This is a genomic window from Heyndrickxia vini (genome assembly GCF_016772275.1).
Taxonomy (GTDB): Bacteria; Bacillota; Bacilli; order Bacillales; family Bacillaceae_C; genus Heyndrickxia; species Heyndrickxia vini.
The window spans coordinates 1,562,037-1,586,484 of record NZ_CP065425.1 but is presented as its reverse complement, the minus strand read 5'-3'; the positions used below and the strand labels follow the sequence as shown (position 1 = coordinate 1,586,484).

General features: G+C 34.6%; 25 protein-coding genes and 1 other annotated feature. Of the genes, 2 read left to right on the top strand and 23 right to left on the bottom strand.

Annotation, left to right across the window (positions count from 1 at the left end):
- Positions 1-5: 5 nt before the first annotated feature.
- Genes yhbY through I5776_RS07825 form a run of 4 tightly spaced genes read right to left on the bottom strand, consistent with a single transcriptional unit; the run spans position 6 to position 2,788 of the window.
- The gene (gene yhbY / locus I5776_RS07840) at positions 6-296 is read right to left on the bottom strand and encodes a ribosome assembly RNA-binding protein YhbY (protein ID WP_202780030.1); all 291 of its coding nucleotides are present in this window, start codon (positions 294-296) and stop codon (positions 6-8) included.
- Positions 290-1,135, bottom strand: a complete 846-nt coding sequence (aroE, locus tag I5776_RS07835; RefSeq protein ID WP_202780028.1) for a shikimate dehydrogenase — start codon at positions 1,133-1,135, stop codon at positions 290-292. Before aroE ends, yhbY begins: the two co-directional genes overlap by 7 nt.
- Positions 1,136-1,166: 31 nt before the next feature.
- Positions 1,167-2,267 (bottom strand): ribosome biogenesis GTPase YqeH, encoded by a 1,101-nt coding sequence (gene yqeH / locus I5776_RS07830; protein WP_246483951.1) that lies wholly within the window; start codon positions 2,265-2,267, stop codon positions 1,167-1,169.
- A gap of 2 nt (positions 2,268-2,269) precedes the next feature.
- Positions 2,270-2,788 carry a YqeG family HAD IIIA-type phosphatase gene (locus tag I5776_RS07825; protein ID WP_202780024.1) on the bottom strand — a complete coding sequence of 173 codons (519 nt, stop codon included), beginning with the start codon at positions 2,786-2,788 and terminating at the stop codon, positions 2,270-2,272.
- 377 nt (positions 2,789-3,165) lie between these two features.
- Between I5776_RS07825 and sda the strand changes: the two genes are divergently transcribed.
- Complete coding sequence (gene sda, locus I5776_RS07820) at positions 3,166-3,306, top strand: sporulation histidine kinase inhibitor Sda (RefSeq protein WP_202780022.1); 141 nt, start codon at positions 3,166-3,168, stop codon at positions 3,304-3,306.
- A 51-nt stretch (positions 3,307-3,357) separates the two neighbouring features.
- On the opposite strand, the gene I5776_RS07815 is transcribed toward sda, so the two are convergent.
- On the bottom strand, positions 3,358-4,143 hold the full coding sequence (locus I5776_RS07815) for a phosphatidylserine decarboxylase (RefSeq protein ID WP_202780020.1): 786 nt from the start codon (positions 4,141-4,143) through the stop codon (positions 3,358-3,360).
- Between the two features lie 124 nt (positions 4,144-4,267).
- Between I5776_RS07815 and pssA the strand changes: the two genes are divergently transcribed.
- The gene (pssA, locus tag I5776_RS07810; RefSeq protein WP_202780019.1) at positions 4,268-4,807 is read left to right on the top strand and encodes a CDP-diacylglycerol--serine O-phosphatidyltransferase; all 540 of its coding nucleotides are present in this window, start codon (positions 4,268-4,270) and stop codon (positions 4,805-4,807) included.
- 41 nt (positions 4,808-4,848) lie between these two features.
- On the opposite strand, the gene I5776_RS07805 is transcribed toward pssA, so the two are convergent.
- The 18 genes from I5776_RS07805 to I5776_RS07720 form a co-directional block, all read right to left on the bottom strand.
- Complete coding sequence (locus I5776_RS07805) at positions 4,849-6,645, bottom strand: M3 family oligoendopeptidase (protein WP_202780018.1); 1,797 nt, start codon at positions 6,643-6,645, stop codon at positions 4,849-4,851.
- Between the two features lie 359 nt (positions 6,646-7,004).
- Positions 7,005-7,727 (bottom strand): RNA polymerase sporulation sigma factor SigK, encoded by a 723-nt coding sequence (gene sigK / locus I5776_RS07800; protein WP_202780017.1) that lies wholly within the window; start codon positions 7,725-7,727, stop codon positions 7,005-7,007.
- A 337-nt stretch (positions 7,728-8,064) separates the two neighbouring features.
- Positions 8,065-8,208 carry a YrzI family small protein gene (locus I5776_RS07795; RefSeq protein WP_202780016.1) on the bottom strand — a complete coding sequence of 48 codons (144 nt, stop codon included), beginning with the start codon at positions 8,206-8,208 and terminating at the stop codon, positions 8,065-8,067.
- A 361-nt stretch (positions 8,209-8,569) separates the two neighbouring features.
- Positions 8,570-10,465, bottom strand: a complete 1,896-nt coding sequence (locus I5776_RS07790; RefSeq protein ID WP_202780015.1) for a DHA2 family efflux MFS transporter permease subunit — start codon at positions 10,463-10,465, stop codon at positions 8,570-8,572.
- A gap of 8 nt (positions 10,466-10,473) precedes the next feature.
- Positions 10,474-11,118 (bottom strand): beta-barrel domain-containing protein, encoded by a 645-nt coding sequence (locus I5776_RS07785; protein WP_202780008.1) that lies wholly within the window; start codon positions 11,116-11,118, stop codon positions 10,474-10,476.
- A gap of 346 nt (positions 11,119-11,464) precedes the next feature.
- A complete protein-coding gene (locus tag I5776_RS07780; RefSeq protein WP_202780007.1) occupies positions 11,465-11,707 on the bottom strand; it encodes a YrhC family protein in 243 nt (80 codons plus the stop codon).
- A 102-nt stretch (positions 11,708-11,809) separates the two neighbouring features.
- The gene (gene mtnN, locus I5776_RS07775; RefSeq protein WP_202780006.1) at positions 11,810-12,505 is read right to left on the bottom strand and encodes a 5'-methylthioadenosine/S-adenosylhomocysteine nucleosidase; all 696 of its coding nucleotides are present in this window, start codon (positions 12,503-12,505) and stop codon (positions 11,810-11,812) included.
- Between the two features lie 111 nt (positions 12,506-12,616).
- Positions 12,617-13,294 carry a YrrS family protein gene (locus I5776_RS07770; protein WP_202780004.1) on the bottom strand — a complete coding sequence of 226 codons (678 nt, stop codon included), beginning with the start codon at positions 13,292-13,294 and terminating at the stop codon, positions 12,617-12,619.
- Between the two features lie 127 nt (positions 13,295-13,421).
- Positions 13,422-15,143: a peptidoglycan D,D-transpeptidase FtsI family protein gene (locus tag I5776_RS07765; RefSeq protein WP_343066446.1), complete on the bottom strand. Its 1,722-nt coding sequence runs from the start codon at positions 15,141-15,143 to the stop codon at positions 13,422-13,424.
- Between the two features lie 174 nt (positions 15,144-15,317).
- Positions 15,318-15,794 carry a transcription elongation factor GreA gene (gene greA / locus I5776_RS07760; protein WP_202780002.1) on the bottom strand — a complete coding sequence of 159 codons (477 nt, stop codon included), beginning with the start codon at positions 15,792-15,794 and terminating at the stop codon, positions 15,318-15,320.
- 111 nt (positions 15,795-15,905) lie between these two features.
- Entirely contained in the window at positions 15,906-16,541 is a 636-nt protein-coding gene (udk, locus tag I5776_RS07755; protein WP_202780001.1) for a uridine kinase, read from the bottom strand.
- Between the two features lie 57 nt (positions 16,542-16,598).
- Complete coding sequence (locus tag I5776_RS07750; RefSeq protein WP_202780000.1) at positions 16,599-17,237, bottom strand: O-methyltransferase; 639 nt, start codon at positions 17,235-17,237, stop codon at positions 16,599-16,601.
- 151 nt (positions 17,238-17,388) lie between these two features.
- Positions 17,389-18,543 carry an endolytic transglycosylase MltG gene (gene mltG / locus I5776_RS07745; RefSeq protein ID WP_202779999.1) on the bottom strand — a complete coding sequence of 385 codons (1,155 nt, stop codon included), beginning with the start codon at positions 18,541-18,543 and terminating at the stop codon, positions 17,389-17,391.
- A gap of 546 nt (positions 18,544-19,089) precedes the next feature.
- Complete coding sequence (locus tag I5776_RS07740; RefSeq protein WP_202779997.1) at positions 19,090-19,377, bottom strand: DUF1292 domain-containing protein; 288 nt, start codon at positions 19,375-19,377, stop codon at positions 19,090-19,092.
- Between the two features lie 12 nt (positions 19,378-19,389).
- Complete coding sequence (ruvX, locus tag I5776_RS07735; RefSeq protein ID WP_202779995.1) at positions 19,390-19,806, bottom strand: Holliday junction resolvase RuvX; 417 nt, start codon at positions 19,804-19,806, stop codon at positions 19,390-19,392.
- A 1-nt stretch (position 19,807) separates the two neighbouring features.
- Positions 19,808-20,077 carry an IreB family regulatory phosphoprotein gene (locus tag I5776_RS07730; protein ID WP_202779993.1) on the bottom strand — a complete coding sequence of 90 codons (270 nt, stop codon included), beginning with the start codon at positions 20,075-20,077 and terminating at the stop codon, positions 19,808-19,810.
- Positions 20,078-20,344: 267 nt separating this feature from the next.
- Positions 20,345-22,978: an alanine--tRNA ligase gene (gene alaS / locus I5776_RS07725; protein ID WP_202779989.1), complete on the bottom strand. Its 2,634-nt coding sequence runs from the start codon at positions 22,976-22,978 to the stop codon at positions 20,345-20,347.
- Between the two features lie 50 nt (positions 22,979-23,028).
- Positions 23,029-23,257, bottom strand: a binding site (T-box leader).
- A gap of 46 nt (positions 23,258-23,303) precedes the next feature.
- Positions 23,304-24,380, bottom strand: a complete 1,077-nt coding sequence (locus I5776_RS07720; RefSeq protein ID WP_425490375.1) for an AI-2E family transporter — start codon at positions 24,378-24,380, stop codon at positions 23,304-23,306.
- Between the last annotated feature and the right edge of the window lie 68 nt (positions 24,381-24,448).

Below are 24,448 nucleotides of genomic sequence, written 5' to 3'. Positions count from 1 at the left end.
ACGACCTACGGAAGCGTTATTTGCTTGTTTTCTTTTGATTCTTTATAAAGGACAATCATGTTTCCGATAATTTGAACTAGCTCTGCTTTTGATCCCACTGATAAACTTTTTGCTACAGTATCTCGGTCTTCATCACAATTTTGTAAAATACTTATTTTGATTAATTCGCGGGCCTCAAGTGCCTCTGAAATTTGTTTAATCATATTATCATTCACTCCGCCTTTTCCTACTTGAAAAATTGGATTTAAATGATGAGCTTTTGAACGTAAAAAGCGTTTTTGTTTTCCTGTTAGCATATAGAATTTCCTCCTAAATGATTTGCGACTATATTTTTCATTCTATTAATATTTGGTGTTTGGCCAGTCCATTTTTCAAAGGCGATTGCACCCTGGTAAATAAACATTCCCAGTCCATTACTAGTTGTAGCACCCTTTTGCTTTGCTTCCTTTAAAATCATTGTTTCAAAAGGATTATAGATAATATCAACGACATGTGTACCTGGTTTTATATTTTGTACAGAAATAGGTGAATCAGTAATATTCGGAATCATCCCGATGGATGTCGTCTGGATTAGTAAAGTATATTCCCCCAAATTTTCTTCTGCTTCCTCCATCAGCAACACATTTGATTGCGAAGGATAAGGGCAGGACTGAACCAGTTGTACAGCTCGTTCAGGCGTGCGATTACAAATATCGATTGTTTGCACACCATCATAAACAAGCGAGTAATAAATCGCTTTTGCTGCCCCTCCTGCCCCAATAATTAATACCTTTTCATTTTCAAGATCAGCTTTCCATTCTTCTTTTAATGCACGAATAAATCCTAGTCCATCAGAGTTATAACCAACTAATTCATTATTTTCTCGGACAACGGTATTTACTGCACCAATCGCATTTGCTAATGAATCAATTTTGTCTAGTAAAGGAAGAATAGTAACTTTATGAGGAATTGTCACATTAAATCCATTCACTCCAAGTGCTTTCATTCCTTTTACTGCATCCGGTAAATGACTAGGAGTCACATGAAAAGGATAATAATTATGATCTAATTGTAAAGATCGAAATGCATCATTATGCATAAGTGGTGACAAAGAATGTGCAATTGGATCCCCGATAACCCCATACAAGTTTCCCATAGCCATTACTCCCTTTAAGTTTATTTTTTATCTATATAAGTGAAGGCCTGAGCATAACGTTAACACCTTTTGGTACGTATGCAGCAACCTTTGCTCCAGGTTCATTGATGGTTACCCACCCAAGTCCTGAAAAGACAATATCAGTTTTCCCCTCTTTAATCATAAATTCATGACGGACTAACTGAGGAAATTCATCCATGTCATTTTTTCTTGGAGGCTGCAGCATTTCTCCGGCATGTTTTTCATATAGTTGATCAGCATTTTCTACTTTCGTCCGGTGAATTTTTAATTCATTAGATACATAACAAACGAGTGACCTTCTTCCACCACTTATATAGTCTAAGCGGGCAAGTCCACCAAAAAATAATGTCTGTTCCTCATTTAATTGAAAAATGGTTGGCTTAATTTCCTTTTTCGGTGTAATGACCTTTAAGTCTCTCTTATCAACGAAATGTGCCATTTGATGGTGATTAATAATCCCCGGTGTATCAATCAATGCACTGCCGTCGCTTAGTGGAATTTCGATCATATCGAGAGTTGTTCCCGGGAAATGAGATGTTGTAATCACTTCATTTTCTCCAGTAACATTTTTTATTATTCGATTAATAAACGTGGATTTCCCGACGTTTGTACACCCAACAACATAGACATCCTTACCTTCTCGATAGGTATCGATTGCCTCCATTGCTTCATCAATGGAGTGGCCTTTTGTTGCACTGACAAGGAGAACATCCAATGGTTGAAGACCTAATTGTTTCGCCTGCTGTTTCATCCAGTTTGTAAGCTTAGCACGCTTAACAGATTTAGGCAATAAATCTTCTTTATTTCCTATAAGAAGGATAGGATTTTTTCCAACAAAACGATGAAGTCCAGGTAACCAGCTGCCATTAAAATCGAAGATATCGACAATTTTTACAATTAACCCGTCCACTTTTCCGAGTCCATTTAATATTTTCAAAAAATCGTCGTCGGTAAGCGATACATCCTGTACCTCATTATAATGTTTTAAACGGAAACACCGTTGGCAAATTAATGTTTCCTTATTTAAGCTGGATGGTGGAGCGTAGCCAAGTCCATTCGGATTTTCTGTTTGAACGGCTACTCCGCACCCAATACAAATATATTCTGTCAATGTTAATCCTCCCAATTAATTAATCCTTTTCGCTTAAAAGATGACATGATTCGTCTTTCTATTTTCCGATTAAAACGAGTCATGAATCCATCTGATTGTGCCACAGGAATGACAAGGATAGTATAAAATCCACTGCGATTCCCACCAAGCACGTCTGTAAGAAGTTGATCTCCAATTACGACAGTTTCTTCCTTTTTAACTTCCATCAATTTTATTGCTCGATTAAAAGCTTTTGTTAATGGTTTTCTCGCTAAAAAGATAAAAGGAATCCCTAATGGGTCCGCAAATTCCTTTACTCGTTTTTCATTATTATTCGATACAATCGTTACTTGGATATTATGCTTTTTCATTTCTTCAAACCAGTGAATGAGCTTAGGTGTTGCATTCGGCCTGTCCCATTCTACTAATGTATTATCTAAATCGGTAATTATCGCTTTGATCCCTTTTTCTTTTAGCGATTCTGGCTTAATAAAAAACACATTTTTAACATGCTCATTTGGTAAAAATTTTTTCAACAACAATCATAGACACTCCAATCTATAGTCAACGAACATACGTCCTACAAAAAGCAATTTATATTACACTTTATCATACCAATTTTGGTTCCTGATTCAAAATAAAAATAAAATATGAAAACTTATTACTAAAAAATTTCGACAAAATCCATCAATTCCCAACATTGTGGATAACTTTATACACAAAACTCACATTGTTTTTTCTAGCTTAAGAAGATTTATATACAAGTTAATCACAGGTTATCCACTCTTATTTGTGGATAAAAAGAACGCTTGTTCTATCCGTTTATCTTTGTTAGAGTTAGGGTACAACATGTTAAACATACTAGTTTATGTAAAAGGATTTAATTTTAGAACTAATTTTTTGGAGGTGATGGCTTATAATGAGAAAATTATCAGATGAATTATTAATTGAATCCTACTTTAAAGCAAAAGAATTAAAGTTAAGCCAGGATTTTATACGCCTCATTGAAACAGAAATTCATCGACGTTCCTTAACGAATCGCATGAAAATATCTTCGTAAATATGTATCCCTACATATGATGTAGGGATATTTTCATGTAAATCACTTCTATTATTTATCCGTTAAATACCCTAAAAGCTCACCCATTTTCACATCTTTAGGCGTTTGAATTTCATTATTTAATGAAAATGTGTTCTTTTCAAATAATAGGACAACGGTTGAACCAAAGGAAAAATAAGCAATTTCCTCACCTTTAACCCATGTATTCGACAATGCGGTGCATTCTACAGAATTAATAAACATCGCCCCAACTTTAACGACAAGCACGGTTCCCTTATTATGTTCTACTTCAGATACTACCCGATAATTTTTGGCTAGTGGAGATCGTCCATATTTCAACCCTAGCCTATTTACTGGATAAGATTTCGTCCCTAAAGCATATTGCTTAATAAGTTCTCCTGTCACTGGACTATGTATCCGGTGATAATGTTTAGGACTTAGATATAGGATGATAAAAATCCCATCAATATATTTATCAATATTTGTATGTTCACCGATCATTTCCTGTATAGAATAGGGTTTTCCTTTTACGATCATTTCTTTGTTGGCTGTTATGGCACCAAAATCCTCGATTACTCCGTCTACAGGACTGGTAACAGCATTTGTGTCTTTAATAATTTCACGTGCATGTAATTTTAATTTTCGTGTAAATAAATCATGTAATGATGAATATGTATGTAATTCATCCATCATTTCATCTTGATTTAATTGATACAATTTAGCATATGATTTAATGAACGGCTTGCTTATTTTCGATTGTGTAAAATTCTTTATTAGATTTGACAAAAATTGGTGGTTTGTTAATTCAATCAAGGAACGATAAATCCATTTTTTCAAAACTTTTCCTCCACTTTTTAAAATATCCTCTTAACTTTAAGGTCTTTTCACTATATAATAAAATATTATTATATAATAAAATAGAAAAATGTTAATCCTTTAATTTGTACAGGAGGTGAAAACAATGTTTCATTCTAATGTAATTGATCAAACAATTAAAAAACTAAGATCTCAAACCGCAAATTTACTAACTCTATTAAATTTAGGATTAGGTGGATTTGCAACATTAGTTGCCATAAATGGACAATTAAATTTAAGTGTTATTTTAATATTTACTGCAGCACTTGCCGATCGTTTTGATGGTTTAATCGCAAGAAAATTAAATATAGAATCCGATTTAGGTAAACAATTAGACTCCATGAGTGATATTGTTTCGTTTGGTGTAGCTCCCGCTATTTTATTATATCAAGGAATATTGCATTCATTTGGCTATCCAGGTTTATTTTTTACAGTTTTTTATATCGGCTGTGGCGCTTTCCGTTTAGCACGTTTTAACATTACTGAAAGCAATGGATATTTTACTGGACTACCTATTACAGCGGCAGGCTGTCTTGCAACATTAAGTTATCTTGCATTACCAATCCTTCCATCGCATTTATACCTATTTATTATTCTTATTTTAGCACTTTTTATGATTGCTTCATTCAAATTAAAAAAGTTTTAAGAATGACAAATTTAAAGCCGGCAGTGAGTGCCGGCTTTTTGTTAGTTTTTTGTCGCTTCTAAAAATTCCTCAATATCTTTTATACAAAGCTGTACTCCTTCTTCCCAAAAATCACGTTTAGAAAGGTCAACATTCAAATGTTTCTTTGCGAGATCCTCAACTTTCATCGAGCCAGTATCTCTTAGTAACGCCATATACTTTTCCTCATATCCCTTTCCTTCTTTTTGTGCTTGCGCATAAATACCTAATGAGAATAAATAGCCAAATGTATATGGGAAATTATAAAAAGGGACCCCAGTTATAAAGAAATGAAGTTTTGAGGCCCAAAATAATGGATGATATTCCTCAAGACAATCGCCATATGCCTCTTTTTGCGCTTCTAACATTAACTCGTTTAGTCTGTCTTTCCCAACGATCCCTTTTTTACGCTCTTCGTAAAATTTAGTTTCGAATAGGAAACGGGCATGAATATTCATGAGTAAAGCAACTGTTCGCTGAACTTTATCTTCTAATAGTGCTAGTTTTTCTGCATCGTTCTTAGCGTTTTTAACCGAAGCATCAGAAACAATCATTTCAGCGAAAGTAGATGCTGTTTCAGCGACGTTCATTGCGTAATTTCTATTTAAAGGATGAACATTCTTTAATGCATACGAATGAAATGCATGCCCAAGCTCATGTGCAAGTGTTGAAACATTGGAAGGCGTACCTGAATAGGTCATAAATATTCTTGATTGGCCACTTACAGGGAATGAGGTACAAAAACCACCAGGGCGTTTTCCTGAACGATCTTCGGCTTCAATCCAGCGATCTTCAAAAGCTTTTTTCGTAAACTCAGCTAATTGGTCTCCAAATTCACTGAAATGCTGAATAATAAATTCTGCTCCTTCTTGATAACTAAAATGACTATTTACATCTCCAATTGGAGCATCAAGATCATACCAGCTGAGCTTTTGAACACCTAATAACTCTGCCTTTCTTTTTAAATACTCCGTCAGTGGCTTTTTAAAGTCACTAATGACATTCCACATACTTTCTAATGTTTCTTTCTGCATCCTGTTATAGCTTAATGGTTCTTTCAAAACTTCTTCCCAATTCCTGCTTTCGTATATGGAAAGACGGAAACCAGCTAAATGATTTAAGGTAGCGGCAAAAAGTTCAGCTTTTTCATCCCATGCTTTCTCCCAGCTTTCAAATATTTTTGCACGCACATTTCGATCTGGATGTGAAAATTTATTATGTGCTTGACCTACAGATAGTTCGAAAACCTCACCATTTTCCTCATAAGGTATTTTCACTTGGCTAACTAATGTATCGTACATTTCGCCCCATCCGTGATACCCATCTACACTTAAAGCATTAATTAACGCTTCTTGTTCTTTTGGAAGCATTTCTTTGGCAATTTCTCTGCGCTCATTTAAAACAAAGTGTAAATCTTTCAATTCCTCCGTCTCAAGAAGCTGAACCCAACTTTCTTCACTAATCGTTTTTAATTTATCATCGAAAATCGTTAATATGGTATTTAGTTGTGCGAGATAATTCGAAACCTTTCCTCGAAGTTCGTTAGCTTTCGTATCTTGCATATTTTGAGCTTGCAAACAGCTAACAAAAGCCCCTGCTTGCCTCAACATTTGGGAATTTGTTTGTAAAGAATTTAAAAGCTTAAGAAAATCATTTTTTTCTTGTAATATGTTTGAAACGTCCCATTTTTTTACCTCTGCTTCAAATGCTTTCATAGAATCATTTATTTCATCTAAAAAACTCTGAAATTCCACAGAATGACTTCCACCCTTAAAGAAAACATCTAAATCCCAAGTTAATGAATATGCCGTAGTTGTCAAAGTATTTCCTCCTTGTATGTATATTCGTACCTTCCTATTATAAACGAAAAACCCGAATTTTTCTAATATTTGAAATGACACAATAACCGAAATGTAATATTCACAATTTTGCCATCGATTCGAAAAGATCTGTTCAATATTATCTCATCCAAAAAAGACCTTGTATGTTACATTTAAGTTAAATAAGGATCACTTAAGAAGGAGTGAAAAACATGTTTGCTGTCGTTATCGGTCTTGTCCTTTGTACTGCTGTTGCCTTAGTTATTAGTGCTGAAGTCACCGTTGAAATGGAAGGGTGATTAGTCACCCTCTTAAATTCACAAAGAGTGAAGCAAGGCTGTCGAAAAAGCAGCCTTGCTTCACTCTTGTTGTTTCTTCTTCTTTTCCTTTTCAGCACGATAGAATTCATGAAACATTTTCATCAATGCCCTTTTTTCGATCCTTGACACATAGCTCCTTGAGATACCTAATTCCTTCGCTATCTCGCGTTGTGTTTTTTCCTTTTGTAAATCAAGTCCAAATCTGCCGATAATAACCTCTTTCTCCCTTATATCAAGAACATCAATATATTCTTTTACTTTTTCTAATTCCATACTTAATTGAATCGTATCGAAAACATCTTCTGTGTCTGATTTTAGTACATCAATTAATGAAATTTCATTTCCTTCTTTGTCCTGGCCAATTGGATCGTGAAGTGACACATCTTTTTTTGTTTTTTTCAGAGCTCGTAAATGCATGAGTATTTCGTTTTCAATACATCTTGCGGCATATGTGGCTAGTTTGGTTCCTTTTCCCTCCGAATAACTTTCAATCGCTTTAATAAGCCCAATCGTCCCAATTGAAATTAAATCCTCGACATCCTCTCCTGTATTTTCAAATTTTTTGACAATATGGGCGACGAGTCGAAGATTGTGCTCAATCAAAATGTTCCGGGCTTCTTCATCTCCACCAGCCATTTGTTTTAAGTATTTCCGTTCTTCGCTGGCTGAGAGTGGCTGTGGAAAAGCATTATTTTTCACATAAGACACAAGAAATACGAGCTCTTTAAAGAGATAGCCTATAGCTGTTAAGATTCCGGACATTTTTCTCACCTCCGTTAGGCTAGTGCCTATAACTAATGCTTATGTAAGTCATTAGTTGTTCGTGTCTGTCCCATTTAGAAAATTATTAGGAAATATATTCCTGTGTGGATGATAAAAAAAGCTGATCCATTATAGATCAACTTTTTCTTTCCGTTTATGAAATGATATCGTTAATAGCATGATTTGCAGAAACAACTGATTCACCCCTAATCATTTTTATCTAGGCGGAATCTTTCTCCACCCACAAAGAATTTAATCGTTTAATTTGAAAAATGACCAGTGTCATTTGAAAAGTGACCATCGTCATACTCTCCCTTCTTATTTATATTTTTTTAAATTAAAGAACCCTTGTAAAAATTTCAATATGCTTCATTTTGTTTTGTTCAATGATTTTATTAACTCTTTCTTCATTAAGACACTCTTGAATTGTTTTATTTCTCTTTTTAATCGTTACAGTAATAAATATTAGATTCAATGTCATAACTTTTCACCTCCTTTAAAGGGATACTAATTAAATAAAAAAACCACAGGAAGACATGATCTCCTGCGGTAATAGCTAATAAATGGCAACAAAAAGCCGCAGGATTCATTCATCCTGCGGCATAAAATATCAGTTAAATTATTGCACAACTAATTTCGGCAAGGTCGAATGAATTAAACGTATTAAGTTTTTGCTAACAAATAATGCAACTAATTTTTTCACAGTAGTCGACCTCCCTTTTTAATAAATTTTTCTTACATAGGTAAGTATATCCAAAATGAATGGTCTTGTAAACATTATTTTTAAAATTTTAAAAAATAAATAAAAAAACCAAAGAAAGGTCTTCTTTGGTTTTTTCTATTTATTTACCTGTAGATGGTTTTGATCGTTTAATAAAGAATGCAAGTATTAATGCAACAGCAGCAATTCCAGTTGCCACGACAAACGCGTCATTGATTCCACTTATAGTCGAAAGCTGCATTACCTTTCCATAAATGGTACTTGTCGCTAAACTATGACCAACCTGCGAAGGCAATCCACTCACACTTGCTAATCCTTGACCAAGCTCATTCAACTTATTCGCTATAAATCCATTAGAACTGCTAATAATATTTCCAAAATTAGCTTCGTGATAAGAAGAACGAGTGGACATCACTGTGACTAAAAAGGCAGTCCCAATACTACCTGCAACCGTCCTAGCAGTGTTGGAGGCCGCTGTTCCATGGCTTGCTAAGTGTAATGGGATTTGATTCATCCCTTCTGTCATTACAGTTGTCATTAAGAACGACATCCCAAATGATCGTAAAACATAAAGAAGCATAATATGTCCATACGATGTTTGCATCGTTAATTGCGTAAATTGCCATGTTGTAAGAACCGTAATAATTAAGCCAATAATGGCCAAGGGTCTTGAGCCAACACGGTCAAATAGCATACCGGATATTGGAGACATGATCCCCATTACAATAGCACCCGGCAACATAAGTATTCCTGATTCTAATGCTGTGAAACCACGAATGTTTTGTAAATAGATCGGCAATAAAATCATCGCTGCAAACATGGCCATATTGATGACCATACTAATTACTGTTGTTAGTGCAAAGATATCATATTTAAACACTCGAAGATCTAGCATCGGTTTATCCGTAGTCAATTCTCTCCATACAAACAATATTAAGCCAATGATACCAACAAGTAATGAAACAATTACCGTAACGCTGCCCCAACCATCATTACCTGCTTCACTAAATCCGTATAAAAGGAAACCTAATCCGATTGCTGAAAAGATAAACCCAGCTGTATCAAATTTAGGATTAGTTACTTTCGTAACATCCTTCATCCATACAGTTGCAATGATTAGATCGAGAATACCAAATGGAACAACTATATCAAACAATACGCGCCATGAGTAGTGTCCAATCAACCACCCCGAAAGTGTCGGCCCAATGGCAGGTGCAAAAATCATCGCTACACCCATGATTCCCATTGCTGCTCCCCGCTTTTCTGGCGGAAAAATAGTCAGCATAACGGTCATTAATAATGGCATAATGACACCTGCTCCAGCTGCTTGTATTACACGGCCAACCATTAGTAAAGAAAAACTAGTGGAGATCGAGCAAACAAACGAACCAATGGTAAATGCCAACATGGCAAAAATCAATAATTTCTTGGTTCCTAACTTGGCAATTAAGAAAGCGGTTATCGGTATAAAAATTCCGTTAGTAAGCATGTAGCCAGTTGATAACCATTGAACTGTATTTGCAGAAACATTCAAATCATTCATTATATGCGGAATAGCAACATTTAAAAGTGTTTGATTAAGAATGGCGACAAATGCACCGAGCATAACTGCAGCAATAATTTTCCCTCTTACACCTTCAAATTGATTTGCCTGCGTACTCCCATGGTCTGAACGCTGTTCTTGTTTTTTAACCGTTTTTTCTTCAACTTCATCTTCAACTATTTCTTCAATTTCTTCAATTTCTTCATCATCTACTAATCCGTCCGGATCTGTAACATATTCTAAAGCTGGTTCAGTATTAGCAGATGAATGAAGGGTTTCATTAATTATTTCATCGGTTTCTGTTACTTTATTGTTCTTATTCTCTTCTCGTAATTGGTGGTTCTCCGCTATATCAGTTCGTACTGTTTGTGGATCAGGTAATTGTGGCTTTGCTTTTTTCTTACGTAATAAGAAATTGGCCACAAACAATACAATCACTGAAATTAGAATATAACCTGCGATATATATTGACATGTCATCACCTACTTATGAATTCGCACAGTCACATTCATACCAGGAACTAAATCAAGATTGCTATCAATTGATATCTTGACAGGAATTACTTGTACTTCCTTCGTATAATTCCCTGAAGCATTATTACTTGGTAATAATGAGAAAGTTCCTGCTGTTGCTAAACCGATTTCTTGAACTTTTCCTTTTACTGTCGTATTAGGAAATGCATCAACATAAATATCTACATCTTGACCAATTTCAACATCATCAATTTTTGTTTCCTCAATATTTGCTGTTACCCATAATTTTTTTAAATCATAAGAAATGGCAAGCGGTGAACCTGCACCTACGATTGTATTTTTCACTGCACTAGTTTGTACAATTGTTCCATCTGCTGGCGCTTTAATGTCCATATTAACTGGACCGTTATCTCCTACCGTTTGTACAGTTGCGATTTTATCATTTTTTGAAAATGTATCCCCATTTTTTGCATTCCAATCAACTAATTTTCCACTCACAGGTGAAGCGATGTTTACTTGTTGTCCAGCAATTTGAGCATTATCTGTACTTAAGTAAGTTACAGAGCGGTTATAAAAGTAATAACCAGTAAATCCCCCACCAACCAAAATAATTAGTAAAATAACGTTAACTAAAATCATTCGTTTTGCATTCATAGATGACTTTTTCCTCCCTAACTAGTTAATTAATAATTTGCTTATGAATCATCAAACCTTTTGTAACTTTTCAACAAAACTTGTTTTATTTAAATACTTAAACCTTTTATTGCCCATACAATCGGATTCTTTATTTGAGAAAATGATTTTAGCACCCATTGGTAAAAACCTTCCTCAATAATTTTCCTCCCCTTTCAAATTTTTATCCAATCTTTAACTAAAGGAATATTTACTTCACTTAATATTTCGTATACGAAATAAATGAACGTACAATATAATATCATACTTACACATATTTTTGTCAACAAAAAAATAACGCATTTTTTGCGTTATTCTTAAATATGCACTATTCTTTTCCTTCTTCTAATTCAAGAAGAAGCTTTTTACAACGTATTGAAATGAAAAGGAAAATAGTAGCTATTAGTAACAGGATGAGCGTTCCACCCATTAATATATATGCTTTCATAACCGTTTTTCCAGCAATAGGCATTACGACACCTAAATATAAGAAAGTTGATAATGCGATAAGAGAAAATCCAAACCTTTTATAATCATTCATTTTTCCAAAAAGTGATTTCGCTTTATCCATGGTAACACCTAACTTTCTCTATGAATCTATTAATACTTTATCATAGATTATTAGGTGTTTTATCATGTAATAACAGGGAAATATGGAAAAGAAGAAAATTAATCAATTGATATGTTTAACGATATCCATAACAAATGAGGCTGAATGTAATGCAGCAGTTTCTAAAAATTGATCAAAAGAAATATTCGATTCCTTCCCGGCAATATCTGATAAAGAACGAATAATTACAAATGGGATATTAAATTGGTAAGCAACTTGTGCAATTGCTGCTGCCTCCATTTCGGCTGCTTGAAGTTGCGGGAACTTCCCACGTACAAATTCAACTCTTTCCGGATCATTCATAAACGAATCACCTGTTGCAATTAATCCTTTTATTACCTGAATCTCTTTTATATTTTTTGCACATTCCTCTGCCACCTTAATTAATTCCTCATTTGCAATAAATGCTGGGGGCATTTGTGGTACTTGTCCATACTCATAGCCAAAAATCGTTGCATCTACATCATGATGACGAACTTCTGAAGAAATAACAACATCACCAACTGTTAAGTTAGGATTAAATCCTCCTGCAGAACCGGTATTAATAACTGCATCCGGTTTGTAATGATGTAAGAGTATCGAAGTAGACAATGCAGCATTCACTTTTCCAATTCCTGAACGAAGAAGCACTACTTCTTTATCATTCATTTTCCCAGTGGTAAACTCATATCCAGCAATTGTTTCGACTTCTCTATCGATTATATTTTCTCTTAATATGGCTACTTCCTCTTCCATAGCACCAATAATAGCAATTTTCATATAATCTAAACCTCTTTCGTTTAATTTTTCTATCTTATTATAAAATAAAGTACTAAAAAAATACACTTGCCACAAAAAAAGCTATCTGTTCAATGAACAGATAGCTATTCTCTATCGCATATCATTTTCTTTCAGTTCTAATACTTTTGTTGGCTTCCATCCTTGACCATCGATCCAACTAAGGTATACTCGATAAACTTTTGATTGATCTTTTGGAGTAATCGTTCCAACTACTTCATTATCGGTTCCATTTCGGCTTAAATACCAAATAGTCATATTATCAACAGGAATACCTGTTGCATAGGAAAGGGCTATTTCTTTTTCTTTCCAATCAGTAGAGTTTTGATCGGAAGAATATTGATGACCATTCGTTTGTTCAGTTCCAACGCTTTTCCAATTAGGGTTCGTATACGATTTTTTGACATTAGGTTCATTGCTATCTTCAACAACAGTATCTTTGCTTTCAAGGTCTTGCTTAGTTTCATCATTTGCTTCTTCATTGGTTTCTTGATTACTATCATTCGTTGATTCATCTGTTACTTTATTATCTTGACTATCATTATTTTTTGTTGTTGATTTATCATTATTTTTTGTATGCTGAGATACTTTGTTTTTTGCTGCAGAAGCATTTTTCTCATCGTTTCGACCACCATAAAAGATCGTGCTAGCAACAACAATAATCAATACGACTACGATTACTATTAATGAATTTAAAATTAAGTTTGTTTTTCGACGTTTTGATCTTTGATCGGATCGGGAACGAAATTGATTGTCAAAATTATTTGCCATGTTCAAATCCCCCTTTTTAAAAACAAAAAGTTTAATCAATGTATCCATGCAAATGATTTCTCTTTTTAGACATTGACTCTATCATAACATGACTTTAAACGTAGGAAAAGATGAAGCAAATAATTTGTTAGTTGATACTATTTTGGTTTGTGTCATTTTCGTGAATCAATTGAACGATATCGCTAAATAGTTGATTGATTCCGCCTTTATCTTCGGGGACTCCTAAATTTACAACAACTAATGCATATTTAGGATTGTTAAATGGAAAATATCCGGCAAACCATTTATTATGTAATTGTATTTTATTTGCATATATTCCAGTTTCCGCGGTACCTGATTTTCCCGCCACTTCATAAGGAAGATCCCTAAACCATCTTCCAGTACCGTTTTCATTTGTTACAACATGTCTTAGCATTTTTTGAAGTTTCATTGCGGTAATTTTTGAAATCGGTTGATAAGGTAGGTCGTGGCTTGAAAAATCAATCATTGTTGTCCCATCGTGATATTTAATCGAGGACACAGCTTGGACCGATTGTAATTTTCCTCCTCTAGCGATAGTAGCCATCATATTTGCAATTCCTAAAGGCGTAAGCCGTACTTCTTGTTGACCTATTCCCGTTTGAGAAACTAAATTATCATCTTTCTTACTTTCTAATTTAGCAAAAATTTGCCCCTCGTCTTCCTTTAATTGTTTAAAATCTTTAAAATGAAAAACGTCTCCATGCCAGCCAATTTGTCCAATAAGGCCTAACTTACGAGCATACTCCTCTAATAAATTAGGATTTTCATTTTTTAATCTTTTTGCTAGTTCACTAAATGTCCGATTACAACTTTGGGCAAAACTTTCATCAAATGTAAGATCACCAAGCTGCCTTTCAGCTTTCTTCCCATACAAATCTTCGTTACACGGGAATTTTTCATTATCATTTACAATAGACGTTTCAATAGATGCTGCTGCAACTACGGTTTTGAAAATTGATCCCGGGATTTGCTGTGATAACATGGCATTTTCCACACTATTGTTTTTATAAGGGTCCTTAACATTCATTTTCGGACGTGAAATATTTGCTAGAATTTCATTGGTTTCGATATCTAATAATAAAACCCCACCTTTTTTAATCTCATACTCGTCAACTTTTTTGTCAATTTGTTCTTGTAAATTTTTATTTAAAGTTGTTTGTATATTAACAGGGTAGTTTGAATTACCGGAACCTGTATATTTAACGTTAATTCCAAAAAGAGGACCACCCATGGCATCTACATGAAAGACTAGTTTTGACTCGCCTTCAGGTAATAAAAATTCGTCAAATTGCCTTTGTAAACCTGTAATTCCGATTTTTTGATTTTGCATTCCTTTTTTATCGGGGTATCTCTTTAGAAAGTTATCAGCATCTTCTCCAATTATTCCAATTAACTGCGCAGCAGATATGTCAGATTCGGTATATTTTTTTCTCACGGCAAACACGCCAGGTATTTTCAACATATTTATCTCATCTAACTGTTTGTCCGATAATATATATGGAGTTTTCCCATGAAATATGAATGGAGCTTTCGCAGTTTCTAATTCTGCTAAAAGTTGATCCTCCGAAATATTTAATATGCTTGCTACTTTTTCAGAATTCCATTGTATTGTTTTTAAAAAAGGAAAAAGAACCAATACTGATTTTTCTTTATAAGTTAACGGGTTTCCATTCCGATCAGTAAATTGCCCTCGTCCGTCGTCAATAATAATTTCTTGAGTCCTTTGGCTTACACTATCTTCAAGAAGATTAATGTGATGTTTAGAAAAAGATTCTGTATCTACTAATTGAAGTTGAACAAGTCTTGCTATTAGCAGGCTAAAAATCAAAAAAATACAACTGGCTAAAATAACATACCTTTTTCTTCGCATATGCTCACCTCGATTCTCACACGTTCACTCTTTCATTCTTGACGGAAATAGTCATTCATAACCATTTTCCCAAAATCCGAATTAAAAAAGTCGAATTCTCCAAAGGAATTCGACTTTTTTGGATGGTATCTATTATTTAATTGAGATAATTTTCACTTTCATTTCTCCACCGGGAGTTTGTACGGTAACCTCTTCATTTATTTTCTTGCCTAACAGGCTTTTTGCAATTGGAGAATCGTTTGAAATTTTCCCTTCAAACGGATCGGCTTCAGCACTTCCAACAATTGCGTAAGTCTCTTCGTCCCCATCTGGTAATTCAATAAATGTTACTGATTTACCAAGTGATACTGTATCGGAATTTGACCCATCATCTTCAATAATCTTTGCATTTCGAATCATATTCTCTAATGTAGTTACACGTCCTTCAACGAAAGCTTGTTCCTCTTTCGCTGAGTCATATTCAGAGTTCTCGGATAAGTCGCCGAAACTACGAGCAATTTTTATACGTTCAACCACTTCTTTACGTTTAACCGTTTTCAAATATTCAAGCTCTTGTTCTAATTTTTCTTTTCCTGCTTGTGTCATAGGAAATACTTTTTCTACTGCCAATTCCCTTCACTCCTAATTTTCTATTTGTATAAGGTGTTAGAAAATACATCATAGCGCGTCCTATAAATAGGGCGCGCGCTTAGAAATATATTTATTATCTAGACTATCGTATTACAAAAATGATTTTTGTTCAAGAATTGTTTGAATTTTGGTAACCACTAAATCGATTGCTACATGATTTTGGCCACCTTCTGGAATAATTACATCTGCATAGCGTTTTGTTGGTTCAATAAATTGGTTATGCATCGGTCGTACAACATTGGTATATTGTTCAATAACAGAATTCATTGTTCTGCCTCGATCTTCAATGTCTCTTAACATGCGTCGGATGATTCTTAAATCGGCATCTGTATCAACAAAAAGTTTGATATCCATTAAATTGCGCAATCTTTCATCTTCTAATACTAATATTCCTTCTAAAATTATGACATCCTTAGGATCCACAATAATGGTTTTGTCGGAACGTGTATGTATTGTATAGTCATACACAGGCTTTTCAATCGATTGATAATTTAAAAGCTGCTCGATATGCTCAATTAATAAATCATTATCAAATGCAAGTGGATGATCATAATTAGTTTTTAATCTCTCTTCAAATGGTAAACTGCTCTGATCTTTATAGTAATAATCTTGTTCTAATACAAGAATGGAATGCCCTTTAAAATGGTCGTATATTGCATTGGTAACACTCGTCTTTCCTGATCCTGATCCACCTGCGACACCAATGACTGCTGGCTTACTTCTCATTGACTGGTTGTTCCCCTTTCAAATCTGTTTACAAAAAATGAGAAAAAAGTTTAAATATTAGTTTTGTTTTCGACTGATGGCTAAGCCATCACCGACTGGTATGATGGTTGTTGAATATTGATCATGATTCATTAACCATTCATTATAATTTTTAATTTTCTTAACAAGGTTTCGAATTCGTTTATTTTCAATATGATCATTAACAACCAGACCCTTAAATAAGACATTATCTGTATATACATAACCATTTTTTGAAAGTAAGGGAGTATATAATTCGAAAAATTTCATATATTGACCTTTTGCTGCATCAATAAATATTGCATCAAATGAACCAAACTCATTTACTTCATTCACTATTTCAAGTGCATCGCCTTTTAGAATATTTATTTGATGTAGATATTCAGATTTGGAGATATTTGAAAGAGCTTGCTCATATCTTTCATCATCTCTTTCAATCGTGACAATTTTCGCCTCAGGGAGAGCTGCCGCCATTCTCATAGCTGAATACCCGATTGCAGTACCAATTTCTAATATTTTTGCTGGCCGTTGCATTTGTAGAAGCTGAAGCAGCACTTCTATACCGGCCAACTCCATTATCGGTACATTGTGTTGAATAGCGAATTGCTCCATCTCTTGAAATAGTGGATCTCTTTCTTTTATTAAGGATTCAATATAAGAATGAATTTCCTCTTTCATTTTTTTCCTCCTAGCGAAAAGGAGCTAACATGAAAAGTAGAAAGCTTACACATACGCTTTCTACTCTTTATGTTGTTATCGATTCGTTAATGTAAAAAACACGTTGTTTATTTTAGCATAATTTTAAATGAAACGCTAATTTTGGTCTTAATTACTTTTTGGAACTTGTGATATATTTTTCTTTTAACTCATTATGTTCTGCTAGAGTTTTTGAATAATAAATCGTTCCTGTTTTCGATGCTGCAAGAAAATACAAATATTCCGTTTTCGCCGGATTAATAGCTGCTTCTATAGACATCTCTCCAGCACTTGCTATAGGGCTTGGCGGTAATCCTTGAATTTTATATGTGTTATATGGTGAATCTACTTTAAGGTCTTCATAAGTAACTCGTTTTTTATGTTTTCCTAAGGAGTAAAGAACGGTTGGGTCAGTTTGTAAAGGCATATTTACCTTTATACGATTATAAAATACACTTGAGATTTTATGTCGGTCTGCCTTTTCTGTAGCCTCTTCTTCGATTAATGAAGCCATCGTTAGAATATCATAGAGGTCAAATTTAGACTTCTGGATTTGATCCCTATATTTTTCTATTACTGAGTTGGTTTTTATTAGCATTTTGTTTATCATTTGATCCAGTGTCGGTTTACTTTCATAGAATGAATATGTTGCAGGGAATAAATATCCTTCTAGTGGATGTAGTACATCTTTTTCGAGCACCTTTTTTGAGATCAGTGATGGGTATTTTTTAATAAGTTTTTTAATATACTTAGGGTCATCAAGCTTTTTATCTATTTCTTTTTTATCAATTCCCGAATGTTTTGCAATAATCGTTGTAATTTGGCTCAATTGTAATCCTTCAGGTATTGTAAATTTTACTTTTGCTTCTTTTAGCACCGTTCCCGTTTTCAATTGTGTAATAATCTGTTTTAAATCCATTGATGGCGATAATTTATATGTACCTGCTTGAAAGCCAGTTTCGTTATTTAATTTTACATAGTATTTGAAGATTAATTTATTTTTAATCATTCCGTCATCTTCTAAAATTGTGCCAATCGTTGATACAGTAGATCCTATAGGAATTTCTACTGCTTTTGTTTTCGTACTTTTTGGGTCAACTGGCTTTAATGCTGATTGAATATATAAATAAGCAGCTAATATACCTCCTGCAATAATTAATACGATTGTTAAACAGATAATTGCAACTATTTTACGAATGGTTTTTGCCTCATCACTTTTAACTAACAACTTTTTATATACATCATCCTTGTTTTTCTTCTTATCTTTTTGATCAGTCAATTGATCCATCACCCTTTCAACCAATAAATCCAATAGCAAAATGGGGTAGTCCATTTTATCCAGTACATTATACTATATTTTCTTTATTATTACTTATTTTTCTTCGAATCATTAAAGGATTCGCGGAGTTTGTAGTTTTGGGAATTACGATGTCCGTTCCTTTCCGCTGCAGGAGCTTGCTTTCCGTGGGGCTGGCGATGAGCCTGTCTAGTTCCGGCGGCTATCGACTAGCAAACTTCCGGTCACCTCCCTACGATAAGTCATCATCGATTCACCCTTTGGGTTCATCGTGATTCCTTTATCTTAGTCGCTGCCCTCCAGTTTGTACGTCGATAAACAAGCCGCCTCTACTTTTCTAACACCTCGTCGCTTCGCTCCATGCTGGGTCTCTGTCCAGCTCAACCCACAGGAGTCAAGCTCCTTCCGCTCCAATCCACTCTGTGCGCTTAATGTTGTTTAAAAAAGCAATAAAAAATACGTGGATTAGCTAAATTAAGAAAAAAACCTTTCCCGGTTACCAGGAAAGGTAATAATTGTAGATTATAGGGAGTAATCTTATTCTTCTTCTTGTTCATCAAGGAATGTATTTAACATTTCCTCAATCATATCCCATTCTGATTCGGTTTCGATTGGTTGAAGATCGCCTTCTTCTCCATCTTCTTTTTGAATAAATGAAGACGCATGAATTTCAATTTCTTCATTTTCATCTTCTTCCGCACCTACTGGGAAATATAAGACATAAGACTTTCCAAATTCCTCTGAATCGAATGTAAATAACACCTCAAAAAGCTGTTCATTTCCATCTTCGTCAATTACTGTAATATGCTTTTCACCATGTTCCATCTCTTCACCTCATTAATTTTGACTATCAAGATAACCTTGCAAGATCATACTAGCAGCCATTTTATCAATAACTTTTTTACGTTTTTTTCGACTTACATCTGCTTCCAAAAGAACCCTTTCAGCTGCCATCGTACTTAATCGCTCGTCCCACATAATAACAGGCAAACCTAGAAGTTCCTTTAGCTTGTCTGCGTATGCTTTTGATGCTTCTCCTCGCGGACCTATTGTGTTATTCATATTTTTAGGAAACCCGACGATGATTTTTTGGACTTCATAAAGTCCAACAATTTCTGCTACACGTTCGAATCCAAATTTTTCTTTTTCTTCATCAATCGAAATGGTTTCAATTCCTTGGGCTGTCCAGCCAAGCTCATCACTAACGGCCACTCCGACTGTTTTAGAACCAACATCAAGACCCATAACTCTCAAATTAATAGCCTCCACGATGCTGTTTCAAATAAGATTTCACTAATACTTCAATGATTTCATCACGTTCTAGCTTTCGGATGATGTTACGTGCATCCTGATGGCGAGGAATATATGCCGGATCACCAGATAGAAGGTAACCGACGATTTGATTAATCGGATTATACCCTTTTTCCTGCAATGCTTCAAATACTTGCAATATTACTTCTTTCACATCATGCTCTAGAGGTTCTTCCGAAAAATTAAATCGCATCGTTTTGTCAAAAGAGCTCATTATACAGCACCTCTCTTTAACCGCTTGTCCTAATTAAACAAGCATTATTTTGCTTAGCACCTATTCAAAAGCTCAACCAATAGCAATCCCGTTCAAAATAACCTCCGTATAAATATTCATACATAAATCCTTCTTAAAATAAGAAGAAATCGGACGTAGAAATAATATGTTGTTGATCATTAGGAGGAAGGAAAAAATGATAGGATCTATCATTTTTCCTTCAAGGCACTATTTCCTTTCTTTATTGTACAACACTTTTTGTTTGAATCAAATGGATTTTACCCAATCACTCACAAATTCTAGTGCAGAATCTAGTTTATCTGGATCTTTACCGCCAGCTTGAGCCATATCGGGACGGCCACCGCCACCGCCGCCGCAACGGGATGCTACTTCTTTTACTAGTTTTCCTGCATGGTATCCTTTTTCAATTAAATCTTTCGTGACACCAGCAATAATATTTACTTTATCATCTTGTACAGAACCTAGTACAACAATACCTGATTCTAATTTTTGTTTCAGATCATCTACCATACTACGTAAATTATTCATGTCTACACCTTGAACTTTACTCGCTATTACATTTATTCCTTCTACAATAACTGTATTGTCGACTAAGCTCCCTGCTTCAATATTCGACAATTTTGCAGATAATGATTCATTTTCTTTTTGTAAATCTTTAAGTTCTTGTAGTACATTGTCGATTCTTGTACTTAAATCTTTTGGATTTGCTTTAAGCTTAGCTGCTGCCTCATTTAAACGATGGATATGTTCATTCATTAAATGATATGCAGCTTCCCCAGTTACTGCTTCAATCCGTCTTGTTCCTGCACCAATGCCGCTTTCCGAAACAATTTTAAAAATCCCAATCGATGAAGTGTTTGAAACATGGCAACCACCACATAACTCTAAACTATAATCGCCCATCGAAACGACGCGAACGATTTGACCATATTTTTCACCGAATAATGCCATAGCCCCCATCGCTTTTGCTTCATCTATATTTTTATTTTGAATAACGACCGGTATACTAGCCCAAATCTTTTCGTTTACAATTTCTTCGATCTTTTCTAATTCCTCGGAAGTAATTTGACCGAAATGCGAGAAGTCGAAACGTAGTCTATTCGGTTCTACTAATGACCCTGCCTGATTGACATGTGTTCCTAATACGTCCTTTAATGCTTGATGAAGCAGATGGGTAGCTGAGTGATTTTTGATTGTTTTGTTTCTGCTTATTTCATTAACTGATGCAACTACTTCATTACCTGTTTTTAGCGTACCTTCTTTAATGATTCCTCGTTGTAAATGTTGGCCATTTGGCGCTTTTATAACATCGGCAACAATTACGAGAAGTCCTTCTGCTTCTAATTTCCCTTCATCAGCTATTTGACCACCACTTTCAGCGTAGAAAGGTGTTTCTTCAAGGATAAATTGAATTTCATCACCACTAACTGCTTGATCAACTAATTTACCATCTTTAATGATGACTGATACTTTCGTTGATTTAGTTAACATGTCATAACCAACAAATTTACTTGGTTCTTTAATATCCCCTAGTATTCCGCCTTGAACCTGCATTGAACCCACGTCTTGTCTTGCATTACGCGCACGCTCACGTTGATTTTCCATTTCTCTTTCAAAACCTTCAAGATCAATTTTTAATCCTTGTTCAGCCGCGTACTCTTCAGTAAGTTCAACTGGGAAACCATACGTATCATATAACCGGAAAACATCTTCACCTGCAATGATACCTGTACCTTCTTCTTTTGCTTTATTCATAACAGATGATAGAATAGCCAAACCTTCGTGTAAAGTTTCATGGAATCGTTCTTCTTCATTTTTCACTACTTTTTGTATGAATTCAGTATTTTCTTTTACTTGAGGGTAAAAATCGACCATGATTTCCGCTACTACGGGAACTAATTTATACATAAATGGTTCGTTAATATTAATTGTTTTTGCATATCTTACTGCCCTGCGTAAAAGTCTTCGTAAAACATAGCCACGCCCTTCATTTGACGGCAATGCCCCATCACTTACAGCGAATGAAACGGTACGGATATGGTCTGCGATCACTTTAAAGGCAACATCTTTTTCAGTGTCAACACGATACTTCTCACCTGAAAGCTTTTCTGTTTCCCCAATAATTGGCATAAACAAATCTGTATCAAAATTCGTTGGCACTTCTTGAATAACAGACGCCATTCGTTCTAATCCCATACCAGTATCAATATTTTTCTTTGGCAGTGGAGTGTATGTTCCATCAGGGTTGTGATTAAACTGAGAAAAAACAAGGTTCCATACTTCTAAATATCTTTCATTCTCGCCACCGGGATATAATTCCGGATCATTTTCATCATTGCCAAACTCTGGTCCACGGTCATAGAAAATCTCCGTATTTGGACCACTTGGCCCTTCTCCGATATCCCAAAAGTTTTCTTCTAATCGAATAATTCTTTCTTCTGGTAAACCAATTTTTTTATTCCATAATTCATGTGCTTCATCATCCTCAGGATGAATAGTTACGGACAATTTATCAGGGTCAAAGCCAATCCATTTCGGACTAGTAAGAAATTCCCAAGCCCAATCAATTGCTTCTTCTTTAAAATAATCGCCAATTGAAAAATTCCCGAGCATTTCAAAGAATGTATGATGTCTTGCTGTTTTTCCAACGTTTTCAATATCATTTGTACGTATCGCCTTTTGAGCATTCGTAATACGTGGATTTTCTGGAATAACACGTCCATCAAAATATTTTTTTAATGTCGCTACCCCACTATTGATCCATAGTAATGATGGGTCATCATGTGGAACAAGTGAAGCACTGGGTTCCACCTTATGCCCTTTTTCTTGGAAAAAATCTAAAAACATTTGGCGAATTTGTTCGCCTGTTAAATTTTTCATATTAAAACCTCCAAATTATTTTTGAGAAATAAAAAAAGCCTCCATCCCTGGACAGGGACGAGAGACTTACTCGCGGTACCACCCTGATTAAAGATAATATTCCTATTATCTTTCTCTTGGGTGCCTATAACGGGGCAAGACGGCAGTTTTTACCTGCACTCCGGATTAGCTTTCTGTTATCCTTCATCTAGAATTTCTTTCAGCCGCGGAAATTCCTCTCTAATTGAGTAAATTACTCTTAGATGGACTATAACATACTTGATCCTTCAACATTTTCATTGTTTTTCTTCTATAGTCGAATTATAAAAAACTTTATTATACTTTGTCAATCTTGTGAATGTATATTTGTTGAAATATGATTTTTCACATGAATTAAAATAACTTTTAATATGGCTAAAGAAGGGACAGCAATAATTAATCCGACTACTCCTCCGATTTCCCCTCCGATTGTCAATGCAAGAATAATAAATAACGGATGCATATGTAAGGACTTGCCAACGATTAAAGGGGATAATATATTTCCTTCAAGAAATTGTAATACTACAATTATGATAAGAACATAAATTAAATATTTTACTGACATGGTCGCTGCAATAATTGCCACCGGTACTGCACCGATAATTGGACCAAAGTAAGGAATAATATCCGTAATTCCAACAATTAAACCTAATAGAACGGGATATTTTATATCGATTAACCAAAATGCTATTGTAGAAATTGTCCCAACTAATAGACAAACTAAAAGTTGACCCCTTATATATCCCCCGATTGATTCATCCGCATCTTTTACCATAAGTTTCGCCTGGTTGCGCCATCTCTTCGGAGTAAAATACCATGCTGTTTGCTTTACCTTTTCTATATCTTTTAGTAAATAAAAAGAGAGAAAAGGGATAATTGCTAGAATAAATATGAAATTTACAATTTTCATTAACGAATTTATTGCTTTTGAAAGAAAACCGCTTAACCAAGCTTCAAACTTATTGATTCGCTGTTCAATCTGATCTTGGATTCCATCCGGCCATCTCGAGGTTGAATCGTGTAAATTTTCTACCCACGTACGGTATTGATTCGCAAATTCTGGAATATGGTCTGATAAATCTTTAATCTGTTCAATCAAGATAGGGATGCCTAAATAGATCATGTATCCGATTCCGCCAAAAAAAACGATATAAATTAAAAAGGTTGCTAATCCTCTATGTATACCCAGCTCATGTAGTTTTTCCACAAGAGGATGTAATAAGTACGTAAAGAAGGCAGCAATAAACAAAGGTATAAATGCAGATAAAAATATTTTTAGTATAGGCATCCAAAATGGTTTTAAAAGAAGAAAAAAATACAAAATGATCATCAAAAGTAATAGAATACCAAGATTTAAAAGCCAATGCCAACGGGGTTTCTGCAACATACATCCCTCCTTTTTCTAGTATTCGAATTATGCGGTTTTTTATCCGACAAAAAAAGCTATCCCAC

What these genes read in the sequence shown, in the direction of transcription:
- yhbY (WP_202780030.1), bottom strand. Translation starts at nt 296, where the DNA reads ATGCTAACAGGAAAACAAAAACGCTTTTTACGTTCAAAAGCTCATCAT.
- aroE (WP_202780028.1), bottom strand. Translation starts at nt 1,135, where the DNA reads ATGGGAAACTTGTATGGGGTTATCGGGGATCCAATTGCACATTCTTTG.
- sda (WP_202780022.1), top strand. Translation starts at nt 3,166, where the DNA reads ATGAGAAAATTATCAGATGAATTATTAATTGAATCCTACTTTAAAGCA.
- pssA (WP_202780019.1), top strand. Translation starts at nt 4,268, where the DNA reads ATGTTTCATTCTAATGTAATTGATCAAACAATTAAAAAACTAAGATCT.
- sigK (WP_202780017.1), bottom strand. Translation starts at nt 7,727, where the DNA reads ATGTCCGGAATCTTAACAGCTATAGGCTATCTCTTTAAAGAGCTCGTA.
- I5776_RS07795 (WP_202780016.1), bottom strand. Translation starts at nt 8,208, where the DNA reads ATGACATTGAATCTAATATTTATTACTGTAACGATTAAAAAGAGAAAT.
- I5776_RS07790 (WP_202780015.1), bottom strand. Translation starts at nt 10,465, where the DNA reads ATGTCAATATATATCGCAGGTTATATTCTAATTTCAGTGATTGTATTG.
- I5776_RS07785 (WP_202780008.1), bottom strand. Translation starts at nt 11,118, where the DNA reads ATGAATGCAAAACGAATGATTTTAGTTAACGTTATTTTACTAATTATT.
- I5776_RS07780 (WP_202780007.1), bottom strand. Translation starts at nt 11,707, where the DNA reads ATGGATAAAGCGAAATCACTTTTTGGAAAAATGAATGATTATAAAAGG.
- mtnN (WP_202780006.1), bottom strand. Translation starts at nt 12,505, where the DNA reads ATGAAAATTGCTATTATTGGTGCTATGGAAGAGGAAGTAGCCATATTA.
- I5776_RS07770 (WP_202780004.1), bottom strand. Translation starts at nt 13,294, where the DNA reads ATGGCAAATAATTTTGACAATCAATTTCGTTCCCGATCCGATCAAAGA.
- udk (WP_202780001.1), bottom strand. Translation starts at nt 16,541, where the DNA reads ATGAGAAGTAAGCCAGCAGTCATTGGTGTCGCAGGTGGATCAGGATCA.
- I5776_RS07750 (WP_202780000.1), bottom strand. Translation starts at nt 17,237, where the DNA reads ATGAAAGAGGAAATTCATTCTTATATTGAATCCTTAATAAAAGAAAGA.
- mltG (WP_202779999.1), bottom strand. Translation starts at nt 18,543, where the DNA reads ATGGATCAATTGACTGATCAAAAAGATAAGAAGAAAAACAAGGATGAT.
- I5776_RS07740 (WP_202779997.1), bottom strand. Translation starts at nt 19,377, where the DNA reads ATGGAACATGGTGAAAAGCATATTACAGTAATTGACGAAGATGGAAAT.
- I5776_RS07730 (WP_202779993.1), bottom strand. Translation starts at nt 20,077, where the DNA reads ATGAGCTCTTTTGACAAAACGATGCGATTTAATTTTTCGGAAGAACCT.
- alaS (WP_202779989.1), bottom strand. Translation starts at nt 22,978, where the DNA reads ATGAAAAATTTAACAGGCGAACAAATTCGCCAAATGTTTTTAGATTTT.